Here is a 23,285-nt window from a genome sequence, read left to right on the forward strand (position 1 = left end):
ATGAGTGAAAAATTCATTTTATCTATCGATCAGGGGACAACAAGTTCAAGAGCCATTCTATTTAATGAAGCAGGAGAAATCGTAGAAACCGGTCAAAAGGAGTTTGAGCAATTTTTCCCGAAACCGGGCTGGGTAGAGCATGATGCCAATGAGATTTGGACGTCTGTTCTTGCTTGTATTGCCGATGTACTGCGAAAGTCAGATGTCGATCCTGAACAAATAGCTGGTATAGGAATAACCAACCAAAGAGAAACAGCAGTTGTTTGGGACAAAAATACAGGCAAACCGATATATAAAGCAATCGTATGGCAGTCACGCCAAACTGAAGATATTTGTAAGGAGCTCCGCTCTCAAGGACATAATGATCTTTTCAACGAAAAAACCGGATTGCTGCTTGACCCATATTTCTCTGGCACGAAAGTGAAATGGATTCTAGATAACGTTGAAGGAGCACGTGAAAAAGCAGACAAAGGTGAGCTTTTGTTCGGTACGATGGATACGTGGATCGTCTATAAGTTATCCGGAGGTAAAACGCACATTACGGATTACTCAAATGCTTCTCGTACTCTCATGTTTAATATATATGATTTGAAGTGGGATGAGGAGTTATTGGATATTTTAACTGTACCTAAAAGCATGCTCCCTGAAGTGAAGCAGTCTTCTGAAGTGTATGCGAATACCGTAGACTATCATTTCTACGGACATGAAGTACCGATTGCCGGTATTGCAGGTGACCAGCAGGCTGCTTTGTTTGGACAGGCATGCTTTGAAAAAGGAATGGCTAAAAATACGTACGGTACTGGGTGCTTCATGTTAATGAATACAGGGAAAGAAGGTGTGAAGTCTGAACGAGGATTGTTGACCACCTTGGCCTGGGGTGTTGATGGTAAGGTTGAATATGCCCTTGAAGGAAGTATATTTGTTGCTGGTTCTGCTATTCAATGGCTTCGTGATGGATTGAATTTAATTGAAAGCGCTCCAGCAAGTGAAAAGCATGCGCTTAACGTTAAATCTACGGATGGTGTATATTTAGTTCCGGCTTTCGTCGGACTAGGGACTCCGTATTGGGATAGTGATGCTAGAGGAGCTATGTTCGGTTTAACGCGAGGGACATCGAAGGATCATGTCGTCCGTGCTACGCTCGAATCATTGGCATATCAGACTAAGGACGTATTGGATGCAATGATCGCAGACTCTGAAATCGACTTAAAGACACTGAGAGTCGATGGCGGGGCAGTAAAGAATAATTTCTTGATGCAGTTCCAAAGTGACATTCTTGGAGTACCAGTGGAACGCCCGGTCATTCAAGAAACAACAGCTCTAGGTGCAGCTTATTTAGCTGGACTGGCCGTGGGGTATTGGAAAGACAAAGAGGAAATAGCAAAGCAATGGCATGTTGAAAAAACGTTTGAAAATGATATGGAAGAGTCAGAACAAGAAAAGTTATATGGTGGATGGAAGAAAGCAGTAGCTGCTACAAGGGAATTTAAATAATAGACGAAAGAGCAGTCGATGGTATCGGCTGCTCTTTTTGAAACGGGCAATTAGATAGTGTCAGTGTCTATTAGAGTGTCAAATAGTTTTGAAGCTTCCTCTAGTAAGTCATTATTATTGTTGAGAAGACTAAAAACGGTGTTGGAGTCCAGGTTATATAACACCAAAAATACGATCAAGAAAAGTAAATGGTCGGTATTACTATCTTCTTCTTTGGAATAATTGCTTCCTCCAACACTATTAGAGTTTTGCTGAAGCTGTTCTTTTAATCGTGTAACTTCCGCTTCCAGTTCATATATTTTTTTGTGATTATCGTAAGCAGTCATTCAAAATCCCCCCTTTTATTTATACTATGAGCAGGATGGATAAAAGAAAGGGTGGGTGACTGACATTGGACATAAAAATACCCACTCCCTTGCAAAGGAATGGGTATTTTAATTATGAAGAAAGGTCTTCGCCGATAATGCGTACTTCTCTCTCCAAATCAACTCCGAATTTTTCTTTGACCGTCTTTTGGACGTGTTCAATCAAGGAAATATAGTCGGATGTCGTTGCGTTATTTTTATTCACAATGAAACCAGCATGCTTAGTAGATACTTCTGCTCCGCCGATCGTTGTACCTTGTAACTGGCTATCCTGAATAAGTTTTCCAGCAAAATAACCTGGGGGCCTTTTAAAAACACTTCCGCATGATGGATATTCTAAAGGTTGTTTTGATTCTCTTTTATAAGTCAGGTCATCCATTACCTCTTTAATGTCCTCATACTTAGCAGGCTTCAAGCTGAATGTGGCTTCAATGACGATGTCTTTATTTTTTTCGATATTACTCGTTCGATAGTCGAGTTCCAGGTCGGAAGCGAGGCGTTTGACTAATTCACCATGTTTATCAATCACATATGCGTAGTCAAGCACGTCTTTGATCTCTCCACCGTAAGCACCGGCATTCATGTATAAAGCTCCTCCGACAGTCCCAGGGATGCCGCAGGCAAATTCCAGGCCCGATAATTTTTCATTTAAGGCATGACGAGAAGCGTCAATGATTCTTGCACCGCTTTGAGCAACTACAGTTGTGCCGTCTGTTGAGATGTCGTTCAGCTGTTTCAAGCTTATAATGATTCCACGGATTCCTCCGTCTTTAATGATCAAGTTCGAACCATTTCCTAGCAGCATAAACGGAATATTTTCTTCATTTGAAAATTTCACGACTTTTTGAATCTCTTCAAAACTAGTAGGTGTTATGAAAAAATCCGCTCTGCCTCCAAGCTTCGTATATAAGTGATTTTTCAGCAATTCATCTACTTTTACATTATCTTTTTTCACTAATTCTAATAACTTATCGTGAATTTTTTGTTTGTTATTCATGCACACCATTCCTATAAAATAGTTATCTTCATTATTGAAGTGTATAACAAAAAGCTGAGGAATCAAAGCATTTTAACAAATTTTAAGTATATAAAACAGCAAGTATATGCAATTTATTATATTATATGGATTTTTTGAAAAAAGTTACACTTATTTTGAAAGCGCTATATCAACAAGAAAGTTCCTTATATTCAGAAAATTGATTGCGAACCCTGTCGTAAATCTGTATCATCATTGTAAGTGGATGTTTTTATTCAAATTAAACCATGCATTTCATATAAGGAAGGATGAGAATAGTGGACGAAAAAAAAGACTTGAGAATCAGAAGTAAAGTCATCAGTGAAGGTGTTAACCGAGTCCCTAACCGTTCGATGCTGCGAGCTGTAGGATTTAAGGATGAAGATTTCAAGAAACCAATGATCGGGATTGCGAGCACATGGAGTGAGGTAACCCCATGTAACGTACATATAGATGATTTGGCCAGGCATGCAAAATCAGGTGCCGCCAATAATGGCGGTGCTCCAATGATTTTTAATACGATAACCGTTTCTGACGGAATTGCGATGGGGCATGAAGGAATGCATTATTCCTTACCGAGCCGTGAAATTATCGCTGATTCGATTGAAACGGTCTCCAATGCAGAACGCCTGGATGGCGTCGTAGCAATTGGAGGGTGTGATAAAACGACTCCGGGTTGCTTAATGGCCATCAGTCGGATGAATGTTCCTTCCGTTTATGTATATGGCGGCACGATACAACCTGGAAAATTGAATGGGAAAGATATTGATATTGTATCTTCCTTCGAAGCTGTCGGGCAATATCATGAAGGGAATATAAATGAGGAAGAATTACACAACGTAGAGTGTCATGCGTGTCCTGGAGCTGGAGCATGCGGAGGAATGTATACAGCGAATACCATGGCTTCAGCTGTTGAAGCATTGGGAATGAGTATTCCTGGATCTTCTTCCACTCCAGCTGTTAACGACTACAAAGAAAAAGAGTGTGAACAAGCTGGTGAAATGGTCATTAATTTACTTGAGAAAGAGATTTATCCAAGCGATATCATGACAAAGGAAGCTTTTGAAAATGCTATAACTGTAGTCATGGCTTTAGGCGGGTCCACGAATGCATTTTTACATTTAACAGCAATGGCTCATTCTGCAGGTGTAGATCTATCGCTTGACGATTTTGAGCGAGTGCGTCTAAATGTTCCTCACATCGCAGATATGAAGCCGAGCGGTAAATATGTCATGCAGGATTTATACGAGAGCGGTGGAGTTCCGGCTGTCATGAAGCTGCTACACGAACAAGGACTTCTTCACGGAGACTGCTTGACCGTAACTGGGAAAACAATAGCTGAAAACTTGGCGGAAGCGGAACCTTTAAAAGAAGGACAGAAGGTCATCGTACCTTTTGATGAGCCAATCAAACCGAATGGCCCACTTGTTCTCTTGCGCGGGAACCTTGCTCCTGAAGGCGCTGTAGCGAAAATGTCCGGTCAAAAAGCAAGCCGCTTTGAAGGCCCGGCACGCGTATTCGACAGCGAAGCGGAAGCTACCACTGCTATTGTGGACAACAAAGTGAAAGAAGGCGATGTCGTCGTTATTCGTAATGTCGGCCCTAAAGGTGGACCAGGGATGCCTGAAATGCTTTCCATTACAGCGATGATTGTAGGAAAAGGACTGGGTGGTAAAGTGGCTTTATTGACTGATGGCCGATTCTCAGGAGGATCGCACGGGTTTGTCATTGGACACGTAGCTCCAGAAGCCTTTGTCGGCGGACCAGTAGGATTGCTGCAAGAAGGAGATACTATTACTATAGATAGTGAAACACAGCAAATCAATTTCGATGTTACTGACGATGAGCTTAATAAGCGGCGAAAAGAATGGGTTCAACCTGAACCAAGACATAAGAGAGGTATGCTTGCGAAGTATACACGTCTCGTCTCTTCTTCTGCTAAAGGTGCAGTTACGGATCTTGAAGAATAAACTTACAAGGGGACCTCATAAGGAGGCCCCCTTTTTTATTTGAAAAATAAATTTCCTTGAGGGTTTTTAAGCGAATCACTTACGAGGAAAACTTTAATTCAAACATTTTCGTGAAGATAGAAAAATACTCGCTTTTAGGTGGAGGAACGTTTAAGCGTCGTCTATTCGTTTTTTCCTTTATTAAATTTCAATGTTGATTATCATATAAGCTCCCTTTAGTGGAAGACTCAGTTTCGAGATGCTTGGACTGTTGTTTCCGCTATGTTTAACAGAGGGAAGAGCTCCGGGAAATCACTCCCTTTCCGTGGGAGCGCAGTGAGCCTCCTCGAGCTTCGCTCTCCGGGGTCTCACCAAGCACTCTCTTCCCACAGGAGTCTCGCGATTTCCCGGAGCTCTTTGCGATGATTAAGGGGTACGGAAACGCCGATTTCAGTATGACAGATGCTGCTGCGCTACAGTTATGATAAAAGCTTGATATTGAGCGGTTTATTCCCATAAACAATCGCTTCATCAAAAAACAAACAAGGATGTTAGTATGCTGATTGTTATAAACATGCGGTCCATGTTGAACACTTTGATGTGGAGCACAATATTCTCACTGGACAGGGATAAAGAAGACGCTCCTTCTTGCAAAACGGGTTCATTTCTAGCTTACTTTCATGTAAATGAAAAGCCTATTGGATAGTTAGTTTTTTTAAAAACAACCGGTTGAATTATTCTGCAAACGTTGGTAAAAGGGAGTTTCTGCTTCTCATTTCTTAGATCAGTCCCGTTTTAAGTTAGGGATTTTAGGAATGTGTTGGCGGAGATAAAGATAATTCAAAGAACTGTATAAGGGGGTTCGTTCATCTCATATCGATTGGTGTGGTTGGGAAGCTGCGAGACTCCCGTGGGAAAAGGATGTAGGCGAGATCCCACAGGGCTGAAAAGCCCGAGGAAGCTCGCCACTTCCCCCCACAGGAAAGCGAGTAGCTTCCCAACCACACCTAAATCTCAATACGGCAACGAACCCAGGTTATCTCGAATCTGAGTATTAAAGTATTCTGCCATATTGTGTAATAATCTTTATTTTTAATAGATTTAAGTCTTGTATTTACCGGGTAGTTTCAGATATCCATATTGTGGTAAAGTACCGTGTGACTTACACTTAAGAAAGGGATGGATTCATGATGAAACGGACAACTCTTGGACAATCAAATATTGAAGTAAATCCGATTGGACTAGGAACGAATGCGGTCGGTGGTCATAATATTTATCCGAATCTAGATGAAGAAGCGGGAAAAAGCGTAGTAAGAACTGCACTTGAGAATGGAATGACCTTTCTTGATACGGCTTTCATTTATGGTCCGGAGCGTTCTGAAGAACTTGTAGGTCAAGTAATGAAGGAATATGGACGCCGACATGAGATTATCCTTGCTACAAAAGGAGCTCATCAATTCAAGGGTGATGATGTCGTGTTCAACAATTCTCCAGACTTCCTGAAGGAGTCGGTGGATCAAAGTTTGCGTCGCCTCGGAACGGACTATATTGATTTATTTTACATTCACTTTCCTGATGAAGAGACTCCGAAAGATGAAGCAGTGGGAGCATTGAAAGATTTAAAAGATGCAGGGAAAATTCGTTCTATCGGTGTCTCCAACTTTTCTTTGGAGCAATTGAAAGAAGCGAATAAAGATGGTCATGTCGATGTTATACAATCAGAATACAATTTATTAAATCGGGAAGCAGAAAAGGAAATGCTGCCTTATACAGCTGGCAATCAAATATCCTTTGTACCCTATTTTCCATTGGCTTCTGGATTACTTGCAGGAAAATATAATAAAAATACAACCTTTGATGATATCCGTGCAAAAAAACCAGAATTCCAAAGAGACCGATTCAAACGTAACTTAGAAAAAGTCGAACGGGTACGGGAAATCGCAGATTCCAAAGGAGTGGAAACAGCTCATGTCGTGCTGGCGTGGTACTTGACCCGAGAGTCGGTGGACGCTGTCATTCCGGGAGCGAAACGAAAAGAACAAGTCGTAGATAACCTGCGTACTTTAGAAGTCGAATTGACGAATGATGAAATCAAAAAAATTGATGAAATTTTTAAGTAATATATATAGATGGCCCGCCTCTGTTACAGGCGGGCTTTTTATTATGGAGTCTTTCTTTTATTGAATGGGAGCGGGCTCGATTTTCACGTGCCTATATAATTTTTAAAAAATTCACTGCTGTAAACCGCGCTATCAGTGCACTCTTGAATTAATTGTCAAAAAAATTAAAATTTAGGGTTGCAATTTCAGATCATCAATCGTACACTGTTTTATAACAGATAGTAAATATTAAAACTGTTATACAAAAATAGGAGGAATAGAAAATGAAAACAAACCAAACAAGAAGAAACGCAGGAGTACCTTGTCCCCAGTGTGGAACTGAAGTAGAAGGCGGAAACTACACATATATGATGGAATGTAATCGTTGTCTTTCAAAGACAGAAGAATAGTTATGTAATATCTGTTATATAACATAAAGATAAAATAGTTATTAATATATAACAAAGGTGGTTTGTGAATGAGAACAGAAACAAAGGGAGTACAAATAAAAGGACCAATGAACAAACAGTTTGAGAATATTTTAACTGAAGATGCTCTATCTTTTTTAGAGCATCTTCACAATACATTCGAGTCAAAGAGAAAAAAACTGCTGACGAGACGTCACGAGATTCAACAGCAGTTGAACAAAGGACAAAAGCTTGATTTCAAAAAAGAAACGAAACACATACGAGAAGGAAATTGGACGGTAGCTCCGATCCCTGAGGATCTTAAAGATCGTAGGGTAGAGATAACAGGTCCTGTAGATAGAAAAATGGTGATCAATGGTTTGAACTCTGGAGCTAAAGTATTCATGGCTGATTTTGAAGATGCTAATTCACCGAGTTGGGAAAATAATATAAACGGCCAAGTCAATTTAAAAGATGCAGTAGACCGAAAGATCGATTTCAAGAACGCCGACGGAAAACTGTACCAGTTGAACAATAACCCAGCTGTACTTAAGGTCCGTCCTCGAGGATGGCATCTGGTAGAAAAGTACTTAACAGTAAACGAAGAACCTGTTTCAGCGAGCATCGTCGATTTTGGATTATATTTTTTCCACAATTCAAAGAGATTGATTAAAAATGGATCTGGTCCATATTTTTATCTTCCAAAGTTAGAACACCACGAAGAAGCTAAACTATGGAATGAAATTTTTATAGAGGCTCAAAACTATTTGAAAATACCTCAAGGTACTATTAAGGCGACTGCCTTACTGGAAACACTGCCGGCAGCTTTTGAAATGGATGAAATTCTCTACGAGTTGAAGGAACATTCAGCTGGACTGAATTGTGGAAGGTGGGATTATATTTTCAGCTATTTGAAAATGTTCCGTCAGGATCCAAACATGATCTTACCGGACAGATCCCAGGTGACGATGGAAGTCCCGTTTATGCGAGCATATTCTCAACTAGTTATTAAAACGTGTCATAAGCGAGGTATTCATGCGATGGGCGGCATGGCAGCGCAAATTCCTGTTAAAAACGATCTTGAAAAAAATGAATCCGCTTTCGAAAAAGTGATAACTGATAAGCATCGTGAGGTTAGGGATGGCCACGACGGGACGTGGGTCGCCCACCCGGGCATGGTGGGGACAGCATTGGAAGTGTTTAACACAGGTATGCCGGAAGCGAACCAAATATCTAAAAAACGAAACGATGTTCATGTGACTGCTGAGCAGTTAGTCGAAGTGCCAGAAGGAGAAATTACCGAACATGGTCTCCGTACGAATATCAATGTAGGTATTCTTTATATTGCTTCATGGCTCGGAGGAAAAGGAGCGGCACCAATTCATAATCTTATGGAAGATGCAGCGACTGCGGAAATATCAAGGGCTCAAGTATGGCATTGGATTCGCCACCCCCAAGGAAAAATCGGGGATGAAGACATTACTTTAGAGCTAGTGCAGGAAATTTTAGAAGAGGAATTGGCGAAAATTAAGCAGTTAGTTGGGGAGCAGCAGTATAACAATGGGCATTACCATCAAGCTTCACAGATTTTTAAAGAACTGATCGAAGAAGATGAATTTGCTGAGTTTCTTACTTTGAAAGCCTATAAATATCTTTAGGGAGGAATACGAATGAGAAATGAAAGAATTGAGAATTTGCGCGATGAGTGGGAAAACAAAGAACGCTGGAATGGGGTTACTCGTCCTTATAATGCGGAAGAGGTCATCCGCCTTCGTGGCTCGATGGATATTGAGCATACGCTTGCAAAAAAAGGATCAGAAAAGTTGTGGAAACTACTCCATGAAGAAGATTATGTCCACGCTCTTGGGGCTTTGACTGGAAATCAGGCGATGCAGCAAGTAAAAGCTGGCCTGAAAGCCATCTACTTGAGTGGCTGGCAGGTAGCTGCCGATGCTAATTTATCTGGACATATGTATCCTGACCAAAGTTTATACCCGGCAAATAGTGTTCCTCAAGTAGTAAAAAGAATCAATCAAGCACTTCAGAGAGCTGACCAAATACATTACATGGAAGGAAAAGAAGATATCGACTGGTTCGCGCCAATCGTTGCCGATGCCGAAGCTGGGTTTGGCGGACAACTGAATGTTTTCGAATTGATGAAAGGAATGATTGAAGCAGGAGCAGCAGCTGTTCATTTCGAAGATCAATTGTCTTCTGAAAAAAAATGCGGACATCTTGGCGGAAAAGTACTTCTTCCTACTCAAACTGCAGTTAGAAATCTGATTTCAGCGAGGTTTGCAGCTGATACAATGGGAGTACAGACATTGATCATTGCCCGCACAGATGCAAATGCTGCCAATTTGATCACTAGTGATATAGACCCAGTCGATCATGAATTTATAACTGGGGAGCGGACGGCTGAGGGCTTTTACAAGACTAATGCCGGCATTGATCAAGCGATCGCCAGAGGTCTCGCTTATGCTCCTTATGCGGACCTAGTATGGTGCGAAACATCAGAGCCTAATTTGGATGAGGCCCAGAAATTCGCCGAGGCTATCCACTCAGAATTTCCTGGGAAATTGTTAGCCTATAATTGTTCTCCATCTTTTAACTGGAAGAGTAAATTAGATGATGAAACAATTGCTCAATTTCAGCAGAAATTAGGTGAAATGGGATATAAATTCCAATTCGTAACTCTTGCCGGCTTCCATTCCTTGAATCATGGGATGTTCGAACTGGCCCGCCAATATAAAGAACGCGGAATGGAAGCTTATTCAGAATTGCAGCAAGATGAATTTAACAGTGAGAAGTATGGCTATTCTGCTACTCGCCATCAGCGTGAGGTAGGAACAGGATATTTTGACGAAGTTGCCCAAGTCATTTCAGGTGGAACTTCTTCCACTACAGCATTGAAAGGTTCAACGGAAACCGATCAATTTAAGAGTGAAACTGTGAAATCATAATAGTTTAAGCCCGCCAGATAGGCGGGTTTAATTTTTGTTTGCATGTCCTTTGACACTTTTATCGCGCCTCCACATAAACTGCTGTATTCAACTATTTTTAGGAGAGCAGGGAGTGCCTATGGCAATAGTTACAGGTGCGGAGTATGTAGATAGGATAAACAAACTTCAAACGGAGGTTTGGATCGAGGGAGACACTGTTAAGGAAAAAATATCCGATCATCCTGTTTTTAAAGGAGTAATAAAAAGTCAAGCAGAGTTATATGACATGCAGCACCAGGACCATTTAAAGGAAATTATGTATTACCAGTCAAAAGGAAAAGGTGAAAAGTTCGGGACTTCGTATTTAATTCCAAAATCGCGGTCTGATCTTGAAAAAAGACGCAAGATGAGTCAGGTATGGGCCAGACATACAGCAGGATTGATGGGAAGAAGCCCGGACTATATGAATACGGCTTTGGCTGCTTTTGCAAGCTCTGTCCACTTGTTGAAAAATCAACCGAATTGTTTTCCCGAGCATTTAACGGCTTTTTATGAATACGCGGCTTCGAATGATTTGTCTTTTACCCACACCTTCATCAATCCGCAAAACAACCGTTCTTCTTTGTCCTGCTTTGAAGATGACACTACAAACGCTAGGGTCATAAAGAGGACAGAAAAAGGAATTGTCGTTAGAGGAGCGAAATTATTAGCTACGCAGGGCGGAATCACGGATGAAATTATTGTTTTTTCAGCACCTGGTATCCAGGATGAATCACATGCTTTCGCCTTTTCGATTCCTAGTAACACTAAAGGATTGCGATTCGTATGCAGGAAACCATTGATCGGCGATGGAACAAATTTCAATTCCCCTCTCAGTTCACGTTTTGAGGAAATGGATTCACTTGTTCTTTTCGATGAGGTACTCGTTCCCTGGGAAAGAGTCTTTTTCTATAATAATATTCGCATGGCGAATGAGTTTTATAAGAGTGGGAACTTTGTTCCTTTCGCTCTTCATCAAATTGTTTCCAGACAGGTTGTAAAAACAGAATTTATTTTAGGAATTGCGCAGCTTGTCATTGATACGATTAATATCGGGAATTATCCCCACGTTCAAAATAAAGTTACAGAAATTATAAAGGGATTAGAATCTTCAAAAGCTTTATTATTGGCATCTGAAGTTCAATCACTTAAAGATAAAAATGGCGTGATGCTTCCTGACCGAACTCCATTGTACGTTGCTGTTAATCAGTTTCAGGGAAATTATCCGCGATTTACGGAAATTCTTCAATTATTAGGGGCAAGCGGAATGATTAACCTTCCTCAGGAAAAACAATTTGATTCAGCGATAGGCGAAAAACTCGATTATTATATGCAAGGGTTTGAGGTGAATGGGAAGGAGAGAGTCCAGCTCTTTAGCCTGGCATTTGACCTTTGTATGAGTTCTTTCGGATCAAGACAGACATTATATGAGCGATTCTTTTTTGGGGACCCGGTGAGATTATCGCAAACCATCTATCAAACATATGAAATGGAATGTGCCAAAGATTTTGTGAAAAATATAATGAATAAAAAATAAGCTGACACTTAAGTCAGCTTATTATTTTCTATTTGATTTCTTGGCTTTTTGTTCTAATTGTGAATGGGGTTGTTGATCTGCAATATCTTCAGTCAGTCCTTGAGGGCTTACAGTCTTTGGATTTTTGCTTTTATCTGCATTACTCTTCTTGCTCATCGTATCACCACCTTCTTCGCTGTTCTTTCTTTCGACAGCTTGACGCTGCTTTTAGTGATGAGAAATTTCTTTCAGCATTCGTTCATTAAGAGATTGGAGTGGCTTCATGAATTTTTCTTCTCCATCCTCCATGTATTGAATGACTGTAGTTTCCACTTAAATATAGATGTTTATTCATAAGATAAATGCAAATAAATAGATAGAGGAGGGTTCAATCATGAAGAAGGAAAAAGGAAAGACAATTGGTGATCGCAAGTATGACGTTCAGGATTACGAGAGGAAAGACTCCGTGTCCCAGGGGCTGGCTGTAACTCATGAACAAGTAACGGACACATTAACAGAAGGCACATATGATGCAAAGGTAGACAAGGTAGATGAAGACGGTAACTTGAAAAGTCATGAAGTAGAAAACCTTTCATCTCGAAAAAAGTAAAAAAAGAACCCCGCGCTTAAAGAGCGATGGGGTTTTTGCTTTTTGTAAAAGAATCGATCAAGTGATTCACTTTATTCAATTTGTCGGCAAATAATTCAAATTGTTCTTTGGCATTATCATCGAGTGATTGGTTAATTTTATATTGAAGGTAATTCCTTTCTAACACTAAATCATCATAGGTAGTAATGAAGCCCTTACGATAATATTCATCGAGAGTATCCGACGATAAATGAAACGCGCAACGGTCATTTGCTAAAGGAATATACCACCCCATTGGGTCAATGTAATGTGGAGGATCTGTTAAATTGATTTTTTCAAATTTATGAAAATGAATAGTTTTCTTAAGTTCTTCATAGGCCGCATTTTGAACATGACTAAAAGGTTGAGTAACGATTAAAGGTTGATTCATTAAATTCACCTCTCTTGCTATGGTTACATATATTTTAATTGATAATGATTATCATTGTCAAGTGATTCCTCTATACTAAAAATGAGCATGTCATGCTAATATACGATAAAGAAGACGAAAAAGGAGGAGTTCTTTTGAACAGGCCTGCCATTCTAGTAGTTGAAGACGAAATGAAAATAGCCCGTGTTCTGGAATTAGAGTTGGAATTTGAAGGATATTCCGTAACGAAAGCTTTTGACGGAAGAGAGGCTCTGCAATTATATCGTGACAATGAATGGGATTTGCTGCTATTAGATGTCATGCTCCCTGGGATCAGCGGGATTGAATTGTTAAGAAGAATCAGATCAAACGATGATCGGATTCCTATCCTTTTACTCACGGCTAAAGATTCGGTGGAAGATAAAGTGTCCGGGCTGGATTTAGGAGCGAATGACTATATTACAAAGCCATTTCAAATTGAAGAGTTATTAGCCAGAATCAGAGCAGCTTTACGACAGAGTCCCGAGAATGATAAAGGTGAAAAAAAATGGCTTCAAGCTGCTAATTTAAAATTGAATGAAAGTACGCACGAGGCTTATCGTGACGGTAACCTCATTGATTTGACCCCGAGAGAATTCAATTTACTTGCATACTTGATGAAAAATCAGCGGCAGGTTCTAAACAGAGAGCAAATTCTGGATGCCGTGTGGGGGTACGATTACTACGGAGACACGAAGGTTGTCGACGTATATATTCGGTACCTTCGCAATAAAATGGACAAACCTTATGAGCCGTTACTTATTCATACGGTAAGAGGTGTCGGTTACATTCTGAAGGATCCACGATGAAATTACAAAACCGAATCCACTTATTCACGACTGCCTTGTTTTTTGTCTTATTGATTTTGATCAATATGGCCATCTACTTTTCATTCAGCCGTATACTGATATCAAGTGAATTGGAAGATACGGAGGAAGAAGCGGAAAGAATCATAGAAGAAATAAACCGGGGAACGAACGATGTACCTCTTACTGATTTTCTAAGGGCTTATGTACCTGTCAACGGAATGGTGCAAGTCATAAACGAAGAGGGAGGAGTAGAAGCAGGTATTGCTGCGACTGGGAAGCAAAGGCTTCAGGAACTCCCGGAAAATTATTTCTCCGGCGAAATTACTGAGGTACTTGAATACAATGAAAACCAGCATACCTTTGTATCGACTCCCATCATTCAGGAGGACGGAGGAGTAGCTGCCCTGCAAGTGACTGAGGAAATTGCTTCTACTCAGGAGAATCTTCAAACGCTTAAATTTGTACTGATTGCTGCGACTATTATAGGAATGATACCTCTCTTTTTATCTTCAAGGTTACTGAGTAATTTAATCATTCGGCCGATAACATCGATGACCCGAACCATGCAGGAAATCAGAAAGAGCGGGAATTTTAAAAGGATCGACTTATCGAACAAATCCAGAGACGAACTTCATACAATGGGTCAATCATTCAACGACATGATTGAATTACTTGAGGAAAATTACAAAAAACAAGAACGATTTGTTTCTAATGCTTCCCATGAATTAAAGACGCCGTTAACAGTAGTGGAATCGTATTCGAGTCTGCTAAAGAGAAGAGGGTTATCTGACCCGGACATTTTTCAAGAATCCGTAGAAGCCATCAACTCAGAAGCTGAAAGGATGAAAGAATTAACTGAACAACTCTTGATGCTTGCTAAAAAAGATGCACAATGGAACGTAAACATGGAAAAGGTCTCTTTGAACCAACTGGTGAAAACCAGTGTGCAGGCATTTGTTAATGCTTATGACCGTAATGTAGATATTCAAGCTGATCAGGAAGTAAATGTAACGACCGATGAACAGAAATTAAAGCAACTGTTATATATATTCATGGACAATGCTAAGAAATACAGTGAGGATAAGATAACCGTGAGAATCACTGCTATGGATTCTTTTGGAGTATTAGAAATCATCGATTACGGAATAGGCATTTCTAAAGAAGATCTGGAGAGAGTGTTTGATCGGTTCTACCGTGTAGATGAAGCAAGGAATCGTAAGAGTGGAGGTTTTGGGCTGGGACTTTCTTTAGCAAAAGAATTGGAACAAGCTTTAAAAGCTGAGGTCTTTTTATCGAGTGAGCTTGGTTCGGGTACAAAAGCCATGATAAAGGTTCCTCTTTCTCATTAATTTCTCATTATTCTCCTATATAATGATGTTAAGGAAAGGGGGGATTCATGTTGCGAACGACCTCAGGAAGAGTAACGATTGTATTTGTATCACTTCTTTTACTTACTGTACTCATATGGCAAATTGTATCTAGTGTCACAGCAGCAGACCCTCTAAGTGAAAAAGAAGCTATCGAACACGTGGAAATTCAATATAAAGGGAATGTAGTTGAAAAGCAATTAGATGGTGATGATTCCATTTTGACACTGGAAACAGAAACAGGAAGGTATGAAATTGTCTTTGACCTGGAACGTGCAGAAGTGAAAAATGTACAACAAATTCAAGTGAATGAAAAAGAAGGGCAATCATCGAAAGAAGAAGAAATCAAAAAAATAGCAAATGAGCGATATAATGGTGAAATTACCTCTTTCACTTCTCAAGAAAATGATGAAGCCATATCTTATGAGGTCATCATTGAGGAGAAAGAGATCAGTTATTTCATTACTCTAGATGAAGAGGGAAATATTTTGAGCACTGAAGAGAAATTAAAAGTAACCCAGGGCCCTAATACTCGAATTTCCAAAGAAGAAGCAAGCGAAATTGCAGCAGAAGAAGTCGAAGGGACAGTAGATGATGTAGATTTCGAGGAAGCTGTAGATGGAAAACCTCCATATTTTCTCATAGAGGTTGAACGAGGAGATGATTTGGAGGCCGAAGTACAGGTCCATGCCATCTCCGGCGAGGTATTGTCCGTTAGCTGGGAAGATTGATTACCTATTATTTCCTCTTCATTTAAATGTACACTCACTGTGCGTTTGAATGGAGGGGTTATTTTTTTGAGATGGAGAAAGGCATATTTAAAACCTATCTTCACATGCTAGTTATGAAAAAGGAAGGAGGTAATTTAATGCCAATGCGGCCCAAAGGACCTAAGCAGCAAGAAGAACCGAATCTGCCAAAAAGCCCGTCCCAACCATACGGCGAGCCAATGAAAGGAAATCATAAATCGAAGCAAGCGAACCATAGTCGCCAAAACAGCAAGTCATCTCACGATTTATAATAGATGGAACAACCATGGTGATTTTCATCATGGTTGTTTTTTTTTTTGCGATTTATTTAGTAGCTGGGCGTAAGTCACTACTTAACCGACAAAATTACAAATTAATACACACCATATAAAAGAACAATTTAGCCTATTCTCATCAAACTCTCATTTTACTCTAGGGAAGTTCTCATATTCAGTGGTTATAGTGTAATTAACAACAACAAGGAGGAGATAGCATTGAAAAAGAAATTAGTAACCGGTGGTATTGTAGGAATGGTTTTATTAGGAGGAGCAATGAGTGCTGGAGCCTTAACGAATAACACAGAAACTCCTGAAGTAACAACGAATTCTACAGCTTCAAATGAACAAAAAAGTTCTAAAGAAGCAGAAGAGGCGGCAAAAGAAGAAATATCTGGAGAAGTTACAAAAATTGAAAAAGATGAAGATGATGGACGAGTTTATTATGAGGTAGACATTCTGGATGAAGATGGGAAGAATATTGAAGTTGAAGTTGATGCCAATACTGCAGAGATATTGAAAGTCGATCGGGATGATGATGATCGTGATGAGCAATCGAAGAATTACAATGTAACGATCGACCGTGAAGAGGCTGTGTCTATTGCAGAAAACGAAGCTGAGGGGAACCTGAAGGAAGTCAAGTTGGATGATGGTCACTATGAGCTTGAATTCAGAGATGGAAACATTGAATATGAAATAAAAGTAAATGGAGAAAACGGCGAAATCATTGATTTTGAGAAGGACCGGGATGAAGATTAAAGGAGCTGCCTTTTGGCAGTTCTTTTTTTGAAGTCGAAAGTTTTAGGAAATTTGATAATATTTGGTATAATAATTATATATTAGGTTAAGGACAGAGGGGATGACCATGAATACTAAAACAATAAAAGAATTGGTTGAAGAAACCCTTTTTATTCATCAAAAAGTAGACACAGTACCTAATGAATTCACCTTGATTGGCCAAGGTAGAAGTGCTGCAGTATTTAGAATGGAAGGCTCACCAGATTATGCTGTGAAAGTTTTTTATCCTGAATTTAAACAGTTAGCTCACCAAGAAGCGGCTGTATATGAAAGACTGTCCCACAATAAGTATTATCCTGAACTTGTAGAAGTCGGAGAAGGATATTTGGTACTTGAATATTTAAATGGTATGACATTCTACGAGTGCCTTGTAGCTGGTATCCCTATTACCCCGCTCATGGTAGCTATGGTAGATGATGCTTTAGGTTACGCGAGATCACAAGGCTTGAACCCATCTGATATTCATTTAAAAAACATCATGCTTACAAATAACAATCAGATCAAAGTTATTGATGTCGTCAGATTCACCCAGGATAAAGATTGTCCACACTGGTCAGATTTAAAAAAAGCCTATTTTACGTATTACCAGAAAAAATATTTCCCTAAAAGATTCGCTCCTATCTTCCTAGAATTAATTATACGGCTATACCGAAAGCGTTTATTACCTATTTAAAATATCCCTACGTTTCAACCTTCATTTTCATGGGAACAGTCCTGTAATGAAGATAAGAAAGGCGGGAATTTAATCATGTCACAATATCGTTTAAGCAATATTGAGGTAGGAAAAAATTATCTTGCAAAAGAATTAGACAGTTTTGTAAGTACAACAGATGTAGTTGTTTTATCGAACAATGAGTCTCAATTATTCACAGATCCTGAACGCCAATATAAAGTCACAGGTGCTTTTGACGGATTTTTTGAACATTCTTCAAACGATGGAGAGAAATACTTCCGAGAGAAGAAAGCGTACATTGTGGAAAAAGTGTAAATGGGAAGGAGACCTTTTTTAGTTCAAACTAAAAGAGGTCTCCTTTTTTTTAATATCTTAACTTCATAAGAATATCTTTAATCTCTTCGTCCTGCATCAGAACAGCATCATACTTCTTTGTGATTTCTGTCAATGCTACATCATGGTAGAAAAACTCAATGAAAAACTTGACTAGAGGGCTTGATGCAGTAGTTATTCCCTGCCAGCTCCCCTGTTCTACTCCTGCAAATACAATGTCTTTATGATCTATGATCAACAACCTGTGCTGCTCCAATGCTTCATGCTTTTCATCAGGCAGTAATATGTGGAGAGGGTGTAACTTCGTCTTCAGACTCCCCACAGATAATACCTCAACCTCCAGTCCTTCGCTTTTTTTCTTTTCTAAAAGAGGGAGATAATCTTCTATGTCTTTATTCCACCCTGTTAGGTAAATCGTTTTCTGAGCTTCTGTAATCTTCTCTTTCAGAAGGGCGTCGATACTGTTCCCATCCTGTAATGACCATACCCTGTCGTCCGTGGGTTTTAGAGTATATTCTCTTTCTTTTAAATCTCTTATGTTTTCGTTGAAATCTTTCGTAAGTTTCTCAATCGTCGTGTCCAGAGGAAGAGCGTGATACAATTTTTTTCTTTCATGAAATGAAATTAGTAATAACCCTTTATCGGCGAGCCGGTTCAGGACTTCATAAACTTTAGATTTAGGGACACCTGAATATTTCACGACAGATGTGGCATCTAAAGGGAGAGCACTGCTGGTCAACACTTCAAAGACCTGGCTTTCGTATTGGGTAAACCCGAATTTTTGCAGCATAAGTTGAACTTCCTTCCGTCTAAACTCTAAGGTAAGAATACATGTTTTTAATTGAACAGTAAATTGTCTTGTCAAAAGTCTTTAATTAGGTTACCTTTATAGTGGTAACCTAATTAAAGGGAGTAGTTGTAGATGAATAAAAAAGTATATATGCTCGCTATAGTTTCGTTTGTAGTTGGAACTGTAGAATTAATAATCGGAGGGACCCTTGACTTAATAGCGGTAGACCTCGGAGTTACGTTGGGTCAAGCGGGGTTGTTGATAACGATTTTCTCATTAGTTTTCGCTATTGCCTCTCCTTTATTGTTAACAGTAACGGCGAAGTATGAAAGAAAACAACTGACTCTTGTTGCATTATTTGTTTTTTTCCTTGGGAATTTGCTGGCTTTTTGGAGTCCTACTTATACCGTTATACTTATTGCGAGAATTATTTCAGCGGCTAGTGGTTCTCTTCTCGTTGTTCTGGGAATCACAATGGCCTCAGCCATCGTACAGAAAGAGTACAAGGCAAGAGCGATCGGTATCATTTATATGGGGATCAGTGGATCATTAGTGCTAGGGGTGCCTATTGGACTTACAATAGGAAATGCGTTTGGGTGGCGTGCGCCTTTTCTGCTAATTGCCATTCTTACTCTCGTTTCTATGGTTGGAGTAGCTTTATTTCTGGAAAAGATCGAACCGAAACCTGGTCTGCCGTTAAGGCAGCAGATACGAACGTTGAAAGATAATAAAATTTTTACTGCGCAGTTGACCTCCTTTTTGTTCCTAACCGGTCATTTAACTTTATATGCCTATTTAACACCTTTTTTAAAAACAACGATGGGCTTAGATGGAACTTGGGTCAGTATAGTCTATTTCATATTCGGAGTTGCAGCTGTACTTGGTGGTGGAGCAGGAGGTTTGATATCTGATAAATGGGGCGCTGAGCGCAGTATTCCAGTGATCATCACTGCGTTTGCCATTTCTATATTCATCATTCCATTTGTCACGTTCTCGTTACCACTGTTTTTGACTGTAATGGTTATGTGGAGCATGTTAAGTTGGGCGATTACCCCAGCTCAGCAAAGCTACTTGATTGCTTCAGCGCCTGAGACTTCAGATATTCAGCAAAGTTTGAATAATTCAGCCTTACACTTTGGCATAGCATTTGGGTCTACAATTGGAGCTATAGTGATTGAACAGTCATCGGTGATCCATAACGCTTCTGTAGGCGGAGTTTTTGTTCTGTTTGCTTTGGTTACAGCCGTTTATTCAATCACGAGGTCAAGTGGAGTAGTTTCCGCGAAAACGTCACAATCTTCATAGGGATATTAACAACCGGAGAAATCCGGTTGTTTTTTTTATGAGAGGGCTTGCATTATTGTCAGAATTGTTTTAACCTAAGGTACAAGATGGATCCGAAACGTTTTGGAGGAAAAATTAATGACAACAATTAAGCATATTGCCAGCCAGGCCGGAGTATCAGTTACTACTGTTTCTCGTGCTCTTAATGGGTATTCAGACGTCAATGCTGAAACACGAAAGAAGATTGAACAAGTTGCTAAGGAATTAAATTATAGTCCTAATTCACTGGCGAGAAGTCTTGTTAAAAACCAATCGGAGACCCTCGGTTTATTAGTTTCAGGTTTTAACAAAGAGAGTGTCAAGGACGGTTTTACAGTAGAAGTCATGTCCGGGATCAACAGCTATATTGCAGAAACTCAATACGATTTAGTGCTGTTCAACACGGATTCTTCCAAACAAAGAAAAAAAACATATACACAACTCTGTAAAGAAAGAAGGGTAGATGGAGTCATATTGCAAGGGATCAAGACAGACGATCCTTACCTTGAAGAAGTAATGGAATCCGATATCCCTTGTGTGTTCATAGATATCCCAGTCAGTTCGAAACATGTTGGGTATGTTTCAACAGATAATGTTGAAGGTGCAAGGAATGCGGTACTTCATTTACTAGAGCTAGGTCATCGCAATATTGGAATGATCAATGGTCATAAGCAGGCTTTCGTAAGTAAAGAGAGGTTAGAAGGTTACAAACAAGCTCTTCTAGAATATGGCATCAGTTTTAAAGACCAACTTGTCAAGGATGGTTCTTTCGGAGAAAAAGAGGCTTACAGAGAAACAATGTCCTTACTTAAAGAACAGCCCGATGTGACCAGCGTTTTCTGTGCAAGTGACTTAATGGCAATTGGAGCGATCTCAGCAGCCAAACAATTGAATTATTGTGTCCCTGAAGATCTTTCTGTAGTCGGTTACGATGACATCCCCTTATCCAGCTACATATCACCTTCTTTAACAACTATCTCGCAAGATAAATTTGCTCTAGGCTATAATGCAGCCGAAATGTTAGTGAAAATGCTGAAATATCAGCAGCCGCCTGAGCAATGCATCTTGAAAACCGAATTAAAAATCAGAAGCTCCACAAGCGCCACATCTTAATTTTTTTAAACAAATCCGAAACGTTTCGGATGAAGAAAAAGTATTTGATAGGAGGAGAGTAATAATGGATTATCGAGCAATAAAAGAAAATAACATGTTTTTACTTACAAGCCCTGACGGAAATATTTACCCAGGTGGATCGAACGGGCTCGGACTATACATAAATGACACGAGGTTCTTAAGCAGTTTAGAGCTCTTTATAAATGGTGAAGCACCTATTTTGATAGATTCAGATGGTTCCAGCAACTATGTTTCCAGAATGATACTTACGAATCCTCATCAAGAGCAGGACGGAAGCATCGAGTTATGGCGAGAATCGGTAGAAATATCTCGTGAACAATTTATATATGAAGAAGTATTTTATGAAAAGATCATATTGAAGAACTACAGCCCGCAGCCTATCGATTTTACTTTCAGCTTAAAAGCTGGAGCGGACTTTAAAGACATGTTTTTAATTAGAGGCTTCCAGTCAGGGAACATCGGCAGAATATCAGGAATAGATTCTGAACAAGATTACGTGAAGTTCAGCTATGAGGGAGCGGACCAACTAGAAAGGTCTACTAAATTGCAATGGAGCAAGGCAGCCGATGCAGATGCATTTGACCAGCAGCTATACCATTTCCCTATTTCCTTAAAACCCCAGGAGCAAGAAGAACTTATAATCAAAACGTCCGTCGAAATCAAAGGTCAGCTTAAGGGGCTGCCTCTTGATTATGAAAAAGCTTTTACACTACTCAGTCAATCGCATGAGAGCTGGAATAATCAATTGCCGACCATACATTCAGATTCCGAAGCTTTAAATAATTCGTTTCGTCAGGGGCTGAAGGACTTAAGAGTGCTGCTTACAAATCTCGGTCATGGGCAGTTTCCTGTAGCAGGTTTACCATGGTTCGGAGTGCCTTTTGGTAGAGATAGTCTAATTGCCGCGTGGCAGCTGCTCCCTTATTACCCCGAATCTGCTCGGGGAACTTTATATACGTTAGCTGATCAGCAAGGTACAAAAGAGGATGAGTGGAGAGACGAGCAACCAGGTAAAATCATGCATGAAATAAGATACGGAGAGCTTGCGAACACGAACCAGGTTCCGTTCACTCCTTATTTTGGAACGATCGACGCTACACCATTGTTTTTAGTTTTACTTTGCGAATATGTGAAATGGACTGGAGATCTTGAGACTTTCGAACAATTACAGCCAAATGTAGAGCGAGCGCTGGAATGGATAGATAAATTTGGGGATAGAGATAGTGATGGATTTGTTGAATATTTCCAGGAATCTTCTAAAGGAATTGCCAATCAAGGGTGGAAAGACTCTGCCGATTCAATCGTTCATCGGGATGGACATTATGCGGAACCACCTATTGCATTATCAGAGGTACAAGGATATGTATACCATGCCAAAACGGGTCTTGCAGAAATTTACGATAGAAACAATCAAATGAAGAAAGCTGATTCTTTAAGGAACGAAGCTGATGAACTAAAGGTCAAATTTGAAAACGCTTTCTGGATGGAGGATGAGCAATTTTATGCTGTTGCTCTTGATCAGGATAAAGCACAAGTAGGATCGATAACATCGAATCCTGGTCACACCTTGATTTCGGGAATCACAAGTTCTGTTAGAAGCCGGGCTGTTGTCGATAAGCTTTTATCTGAACCTATGTTTTCCGGTTATGGTATACGGACGATGGCGGCAACAGAGAAAGCGTATAATCCGATGAGTTATCACGATGGAAGTGTATGGCCGCATGATAATAGTATCGCCCTGTTAGGCATGAGTAAATTAGGATTTTCTAAAGAAGTAGGAATAACAGCTGATGCGTTATTAAAATCAGCCTCCCAGTTTGAACATTACAGGCTGCCGGAATTATTTTGCGGCTATGACGAAAAGCGTGGCCGATTAATCGAATATCCTGTCGCGTGTTCTCCTCAAGCTTGGGCGGCTGGGACTTCGTTAACGATAGTGCAATCGCTGTTGGGAATTTTCCCTAATGTTTTACAAGGTGAAATCCATTTGAATCCTGCACTTCCAAAGGGAGTGGAGTATTTAAAGATAGAGCGTTTGCCAGTGGGTAAGGGTTATTTGAGTATAAAAGTAGTTACGCAAGAAAATGGAGTCGAAGTGGATGTGTTAGAAAATACTACAGGTTTAAATATTGTCTTCACACAGCCTGTAGAATCTAAATAAAATTTTAAGG

At 39.9% G+C, this 23,285-nt stretch carries 23 protein-coding genes; 18 read left to right on the forward strand and 5 right to left on the reverse strand.

The features are described 5' to 3' along the window. A complete protein-coding gene (gene glpK / locus O2Q26_RS10810; protein ID WP_289215914.1) occupies positions 1-1,494 on the forward strand; it encodes a glycerol kinase GlpK in 1,494 nt (497 codons plus the stop codon). 50 nt (positions 1,495-1,544) lie between these two features. Here the strand turns inward: glpK and O2Q26_RS10815 are convergent, their stop codons facing one another. Both O2Q26_RS10815 and murB read right to left on the reverse strand, forming a co-directional pair. Next, positions 1,545-1,820, reverse strand: coding sequence for a hypothetical protein (locus O2Q26_RS10815; RefSeq protein ID WP_289215915.1), 276 nt, complete (start codon positions 1,818-1,820; stop codon positions 1,545-1,547). A 112-nt stretch (positions 1,821-1,932) separates the two neighbouring features. After that, positions 1,933-2,856 carry a UDP-N-acetylmuramate dehydrogenase gene (gene murB / locus O2Q26_RS10820; RefSeq protein WP_289215916.1) on the reverse strand — a complete coding sequence of 308 codons (924 nt, stop codon included), beginning with the start codon at positions 2,854-2,856 and terminating at the stop codon, positions 1,933-1,935. Positions 2,857-3,143: 287 nt separating this feature from the next. On the opposite strand from murB, the gene ilvD reads away from it, so the two are divergent. From ilvD to hpaB, 6 genes are all read left to right on the forward strand, one after another. Then, positions 3,144-4,844 (forward strand): dihydroxy-acid dehydratase, encoded by a 1,701-nt coding sequence (ilvD, locus tag O2Q26_RS10825; protein WP_289215917.1) that lies wholly within the window; start codon positions 3,144-3,146, stop codon positions 4,842-4,844. Positions 4,845-6,010: 1,166 nt separating this feature from the next. Continuing rightward, positions 6,011-6,943, forward strand: a complete 933-nt coding sequence (locus tag O2Q26_RS10830; RefSeq protein ID WP_289215918.1) for an aldo/keto reductase — start codon at positions 6,011-6,013, stop codon at positions 6,941-6,943. A 263-nt stretch (positions 6,944-7,206) separates the two neighbouring features. Then, the gene (locus O2Q26_RS10835) at positions 7,207-7,332 is read left to right on the forward strand and encodes a hypothetical protein (RefSeq protein ID WP_289215919.1); all 126 of its coding nucleotides are present in this window, start codon (positions 7,207-7,209) and stop codon (positions 7,330-7,332) included. 68 nt (positions 7,333-7,400) lie between these two features. Further along, positions 7,401-8,987, forward strand: a complete 1,587-nt coding sequence (gene aceB, locus O2Q26_RS10840; RefSeq protein ID WP_289215920.1) for a malate synthase A — start codon at positions 7,401-7,403, stop codon at positions 8,985-8,987. 12 nt (positions 8,988-8,999) lie between these two features. Beyond that, positions 9,000-10,292, forward strand: a complete 1,293-nt coding sequence (aceA, locus tag O2Q26_RS10845) for an isocitrate lyase (RefSeq protein ID WP_289215921.1) — start codon at positions 9,000-9,002, stop codon at positions 10,290-10,292. A 118-nt stretch (positions 10,293-10,410) separates the two neighbouring features. Beyond that, positions 10,411-11,847, forward strand: a complete 1,437-nt coding sequence (gene hpaB / locus O2Q26_RS10850) for a 4-hydroxyphenylacetate 3-monooxygenase, oxygenase component (RefSeq protein ID WP_289216030.1) — start codon at positions 10,411-10,413, stop codon at positions 11,845-11,847. Positions 11,848-11,868: 21 nt separating this feature from the next. Here the strand turns inward: hpaB and O2Q26_RS10855 are convergent, their stop codons facing one another. Then, positions 11,869-12,003, reverse strand: coding sequence for a hypothetical protein (locus O2Q26_RS10855; protein WP_289215922.1), 135 nt, complete (start codon positions 12,001-12,003; stop codon positions 11,869-11,871). Positions 12,004-12,220: 217 nt separating this feature from the next. On the opposite strand from O2Q26_RS10855, the gene O2Q26_RS10860 reads away from it, so the two are divergent. Then, positions 12,221-12,436, forward strand: coding sequence for a YozQ family protein (locus O2Q26_RS10860; RefSeq protein ID WP_289215923.1), 216 nt, complete (start codon positions 12,221-12,223; stop codon positions 12,434-12,436). A gap of 16 nt (positions 12,437-12,452) precedes the next feature. Here O2Q26_RS10860 and O2Q26_RS10865 read toward each other — a convergent pair whose 3' ends face one another. Then, positions 12,453-12,845: a hypothetical protein gene (locus tag O2Q26_RS10865; protein WP_289215924.1), complete on the reverse strand. Its 393-nt coding sequence runs from the start codon at positions 12,843-12,845 to the stop codon at positions 12,453-12,455. 134 nt (positions 12,846-12,979) lie between these two features. Between O2Q26_RS10865 and O2Q26_RS10870 the strand changes: the two genes are divergently transcribed. From O2Q26_RS10870 to O2Q26_RS10900, 7 genes are all read left to right on the forward strand, one after another. Next, positions 12,980-13,672: a response regulator transcription factor gene (locus tag O2Q26_RS10870; protein WP_289215925.1), complete on the forward strand. Its 693-nt coding sequence runs from the start codon at positions 12,980-12,982 to the stop codon at positions 13,670-13,672. Next, positions 13,669-15,021 (forward strand): sensor histidine kinase, encoded by a 1,353-nt coding sequence (locus O2Q26_RS10875; protein ID WP_289215926.1) that lies wholly within the window; start codon positions 13,669-13,671, stop codon positions 15,019-15,021. The genes O2Q26_RS10870 and O2Q26_RS10875 overlap by 4 nt, the downstream gene beginning before the upstream one ends. 47 nt (positions 15,022-15,068) lie before the next feature. Further along, positions 15,069-15,770 carry a PepSY domain-containing protein gene (locus tag O2Q26_RS10880; protein ID WP_289215927.1) on the forward strand — a complete coding sequence of 234 codons (702 nt, stop codon included), beginning with the start codon at positions 15,069-15,071 and terminating at the stop codon, positions 15,768-15,770. A 137-nt stretch (positions 15,771-15,907) separates the two neighbouring features. Beyond that, a complete protein-coding gene (locus O2Q26_RS10885; protein WP_289215928.1) occupies positions 15,908-16,060 on the forward strand; it encodes a small acid-soluble spore protein P in 153 nt (50 codons plus the stop codon). A 222-nt stretch (positions 16,061-16,282) separates the two neighbouring features. Then, positions 16,283-16,822, forward strand: coding sequence for a PepSY domain-containing protein (locus tag O2Q26_RS10890; protein WP_289215929.1), 540 nt, complete (start codon positions 16,283-16,285; stop codon positions 16,820-16,822). A gap of 106 nt (positions 16,823-16,928) precedes the next feature. Further along, positions 16,929-17,534, forward strand: a complete 606-nt coding sequence (locus tag O2Q26_RS10895) for a serine/threonine-protein kinase (RefSeq protein WP_253935312.1) — start codon at positions 16,929-16,931, stop codon at positions 17,532-17,534. 75 nt (positions 17,535-17,609) lie between these two features. Next, positions 17,610-17,849 (forward strand): hypothetical protein, encoded by a 240-nt coding sequence (locus O2Q26_RS10900; RefSeq protein ID WP_253935311.1) that lies wholly within the window; start codon positions 17,610-17,612, stop codon positions 17,847-17,849. Between the two features lie 49 nt (positions 17,850-17,898). On the opposite strand, the gene O2Q26_RS10905 is transcribed toward O2Q26_RS10900, so the two are convergent. Next, entirely contained in the window at positions 17,899-18,657 is a 759-nt protein-coding gene (locus O2Q26_RS10905; protein ID WP_289215930.1) for a TrmB family transcriptional regulator, read from the reverse strand. 132 nt (positions 18,658-18,789) lie between these two features. On the opposite strand from O2Q26_RS10905, the gene O2Q26_RS10910 reads away from it, so the two are divergent. The 3 genes from O2Q26_RS10910 to O2Q26_RS10920 all read left to right on the forward strand — a co-directional run bounded on the left by O2Q26_RS10910 (position 18,790) and on the right by O2Q26_RS10920 (position 23,275). Next, the gene (locus O2Q26_RS10910; protein ID WP_289215931.1) at positions 18,790-19,962 is read left to right on the forward strand and encodes an MFS transporter; all 1,173 of its coding nucleotides are present in this window, start codon (positions 18,790-18,792) and stop codon (positions 19,960-19,962) included. 117 nt (positions 19,963-20,079) lie between these two features. Beyond that, positions 20,080-21,093, forward strand: a complete 1,014-nt coding sequence (locus O2Q26_RS10915; RefSeq protein ID WP_289215932.1) for a LacI family DNA-binding transcriptional regulator — start codon at positions 20,080-20,082, stop codon at positions 21,091-21,093. A gap of 64 nt (positions 21,094-21,157) precedes the next feature. After that, positions 21,158-23,275 carry an amylo-alpha-1,6-glucosidase gene (locus tag O2Q26_RS10920; protein ID WP_289215933.1) on the forward strand — a complete coding sequence of 706 codons (2,118 nt, stop codon included), beginning with the start codon at positions 21,158-21,160 and terminating at the stop codon, positions 23,273-23,275. Positions 23,276-23,285 lie beyond the last annotated feature (10 nt).

It is taken from the genome of Halobacillus campisalis, assembly GCF_030345335.1.
GTDB lineage: Bacteria > Bacillota > Bacilli > Bacillales > Halobacillaceae > Halobacillus_A > Halobacillus_A campisalis.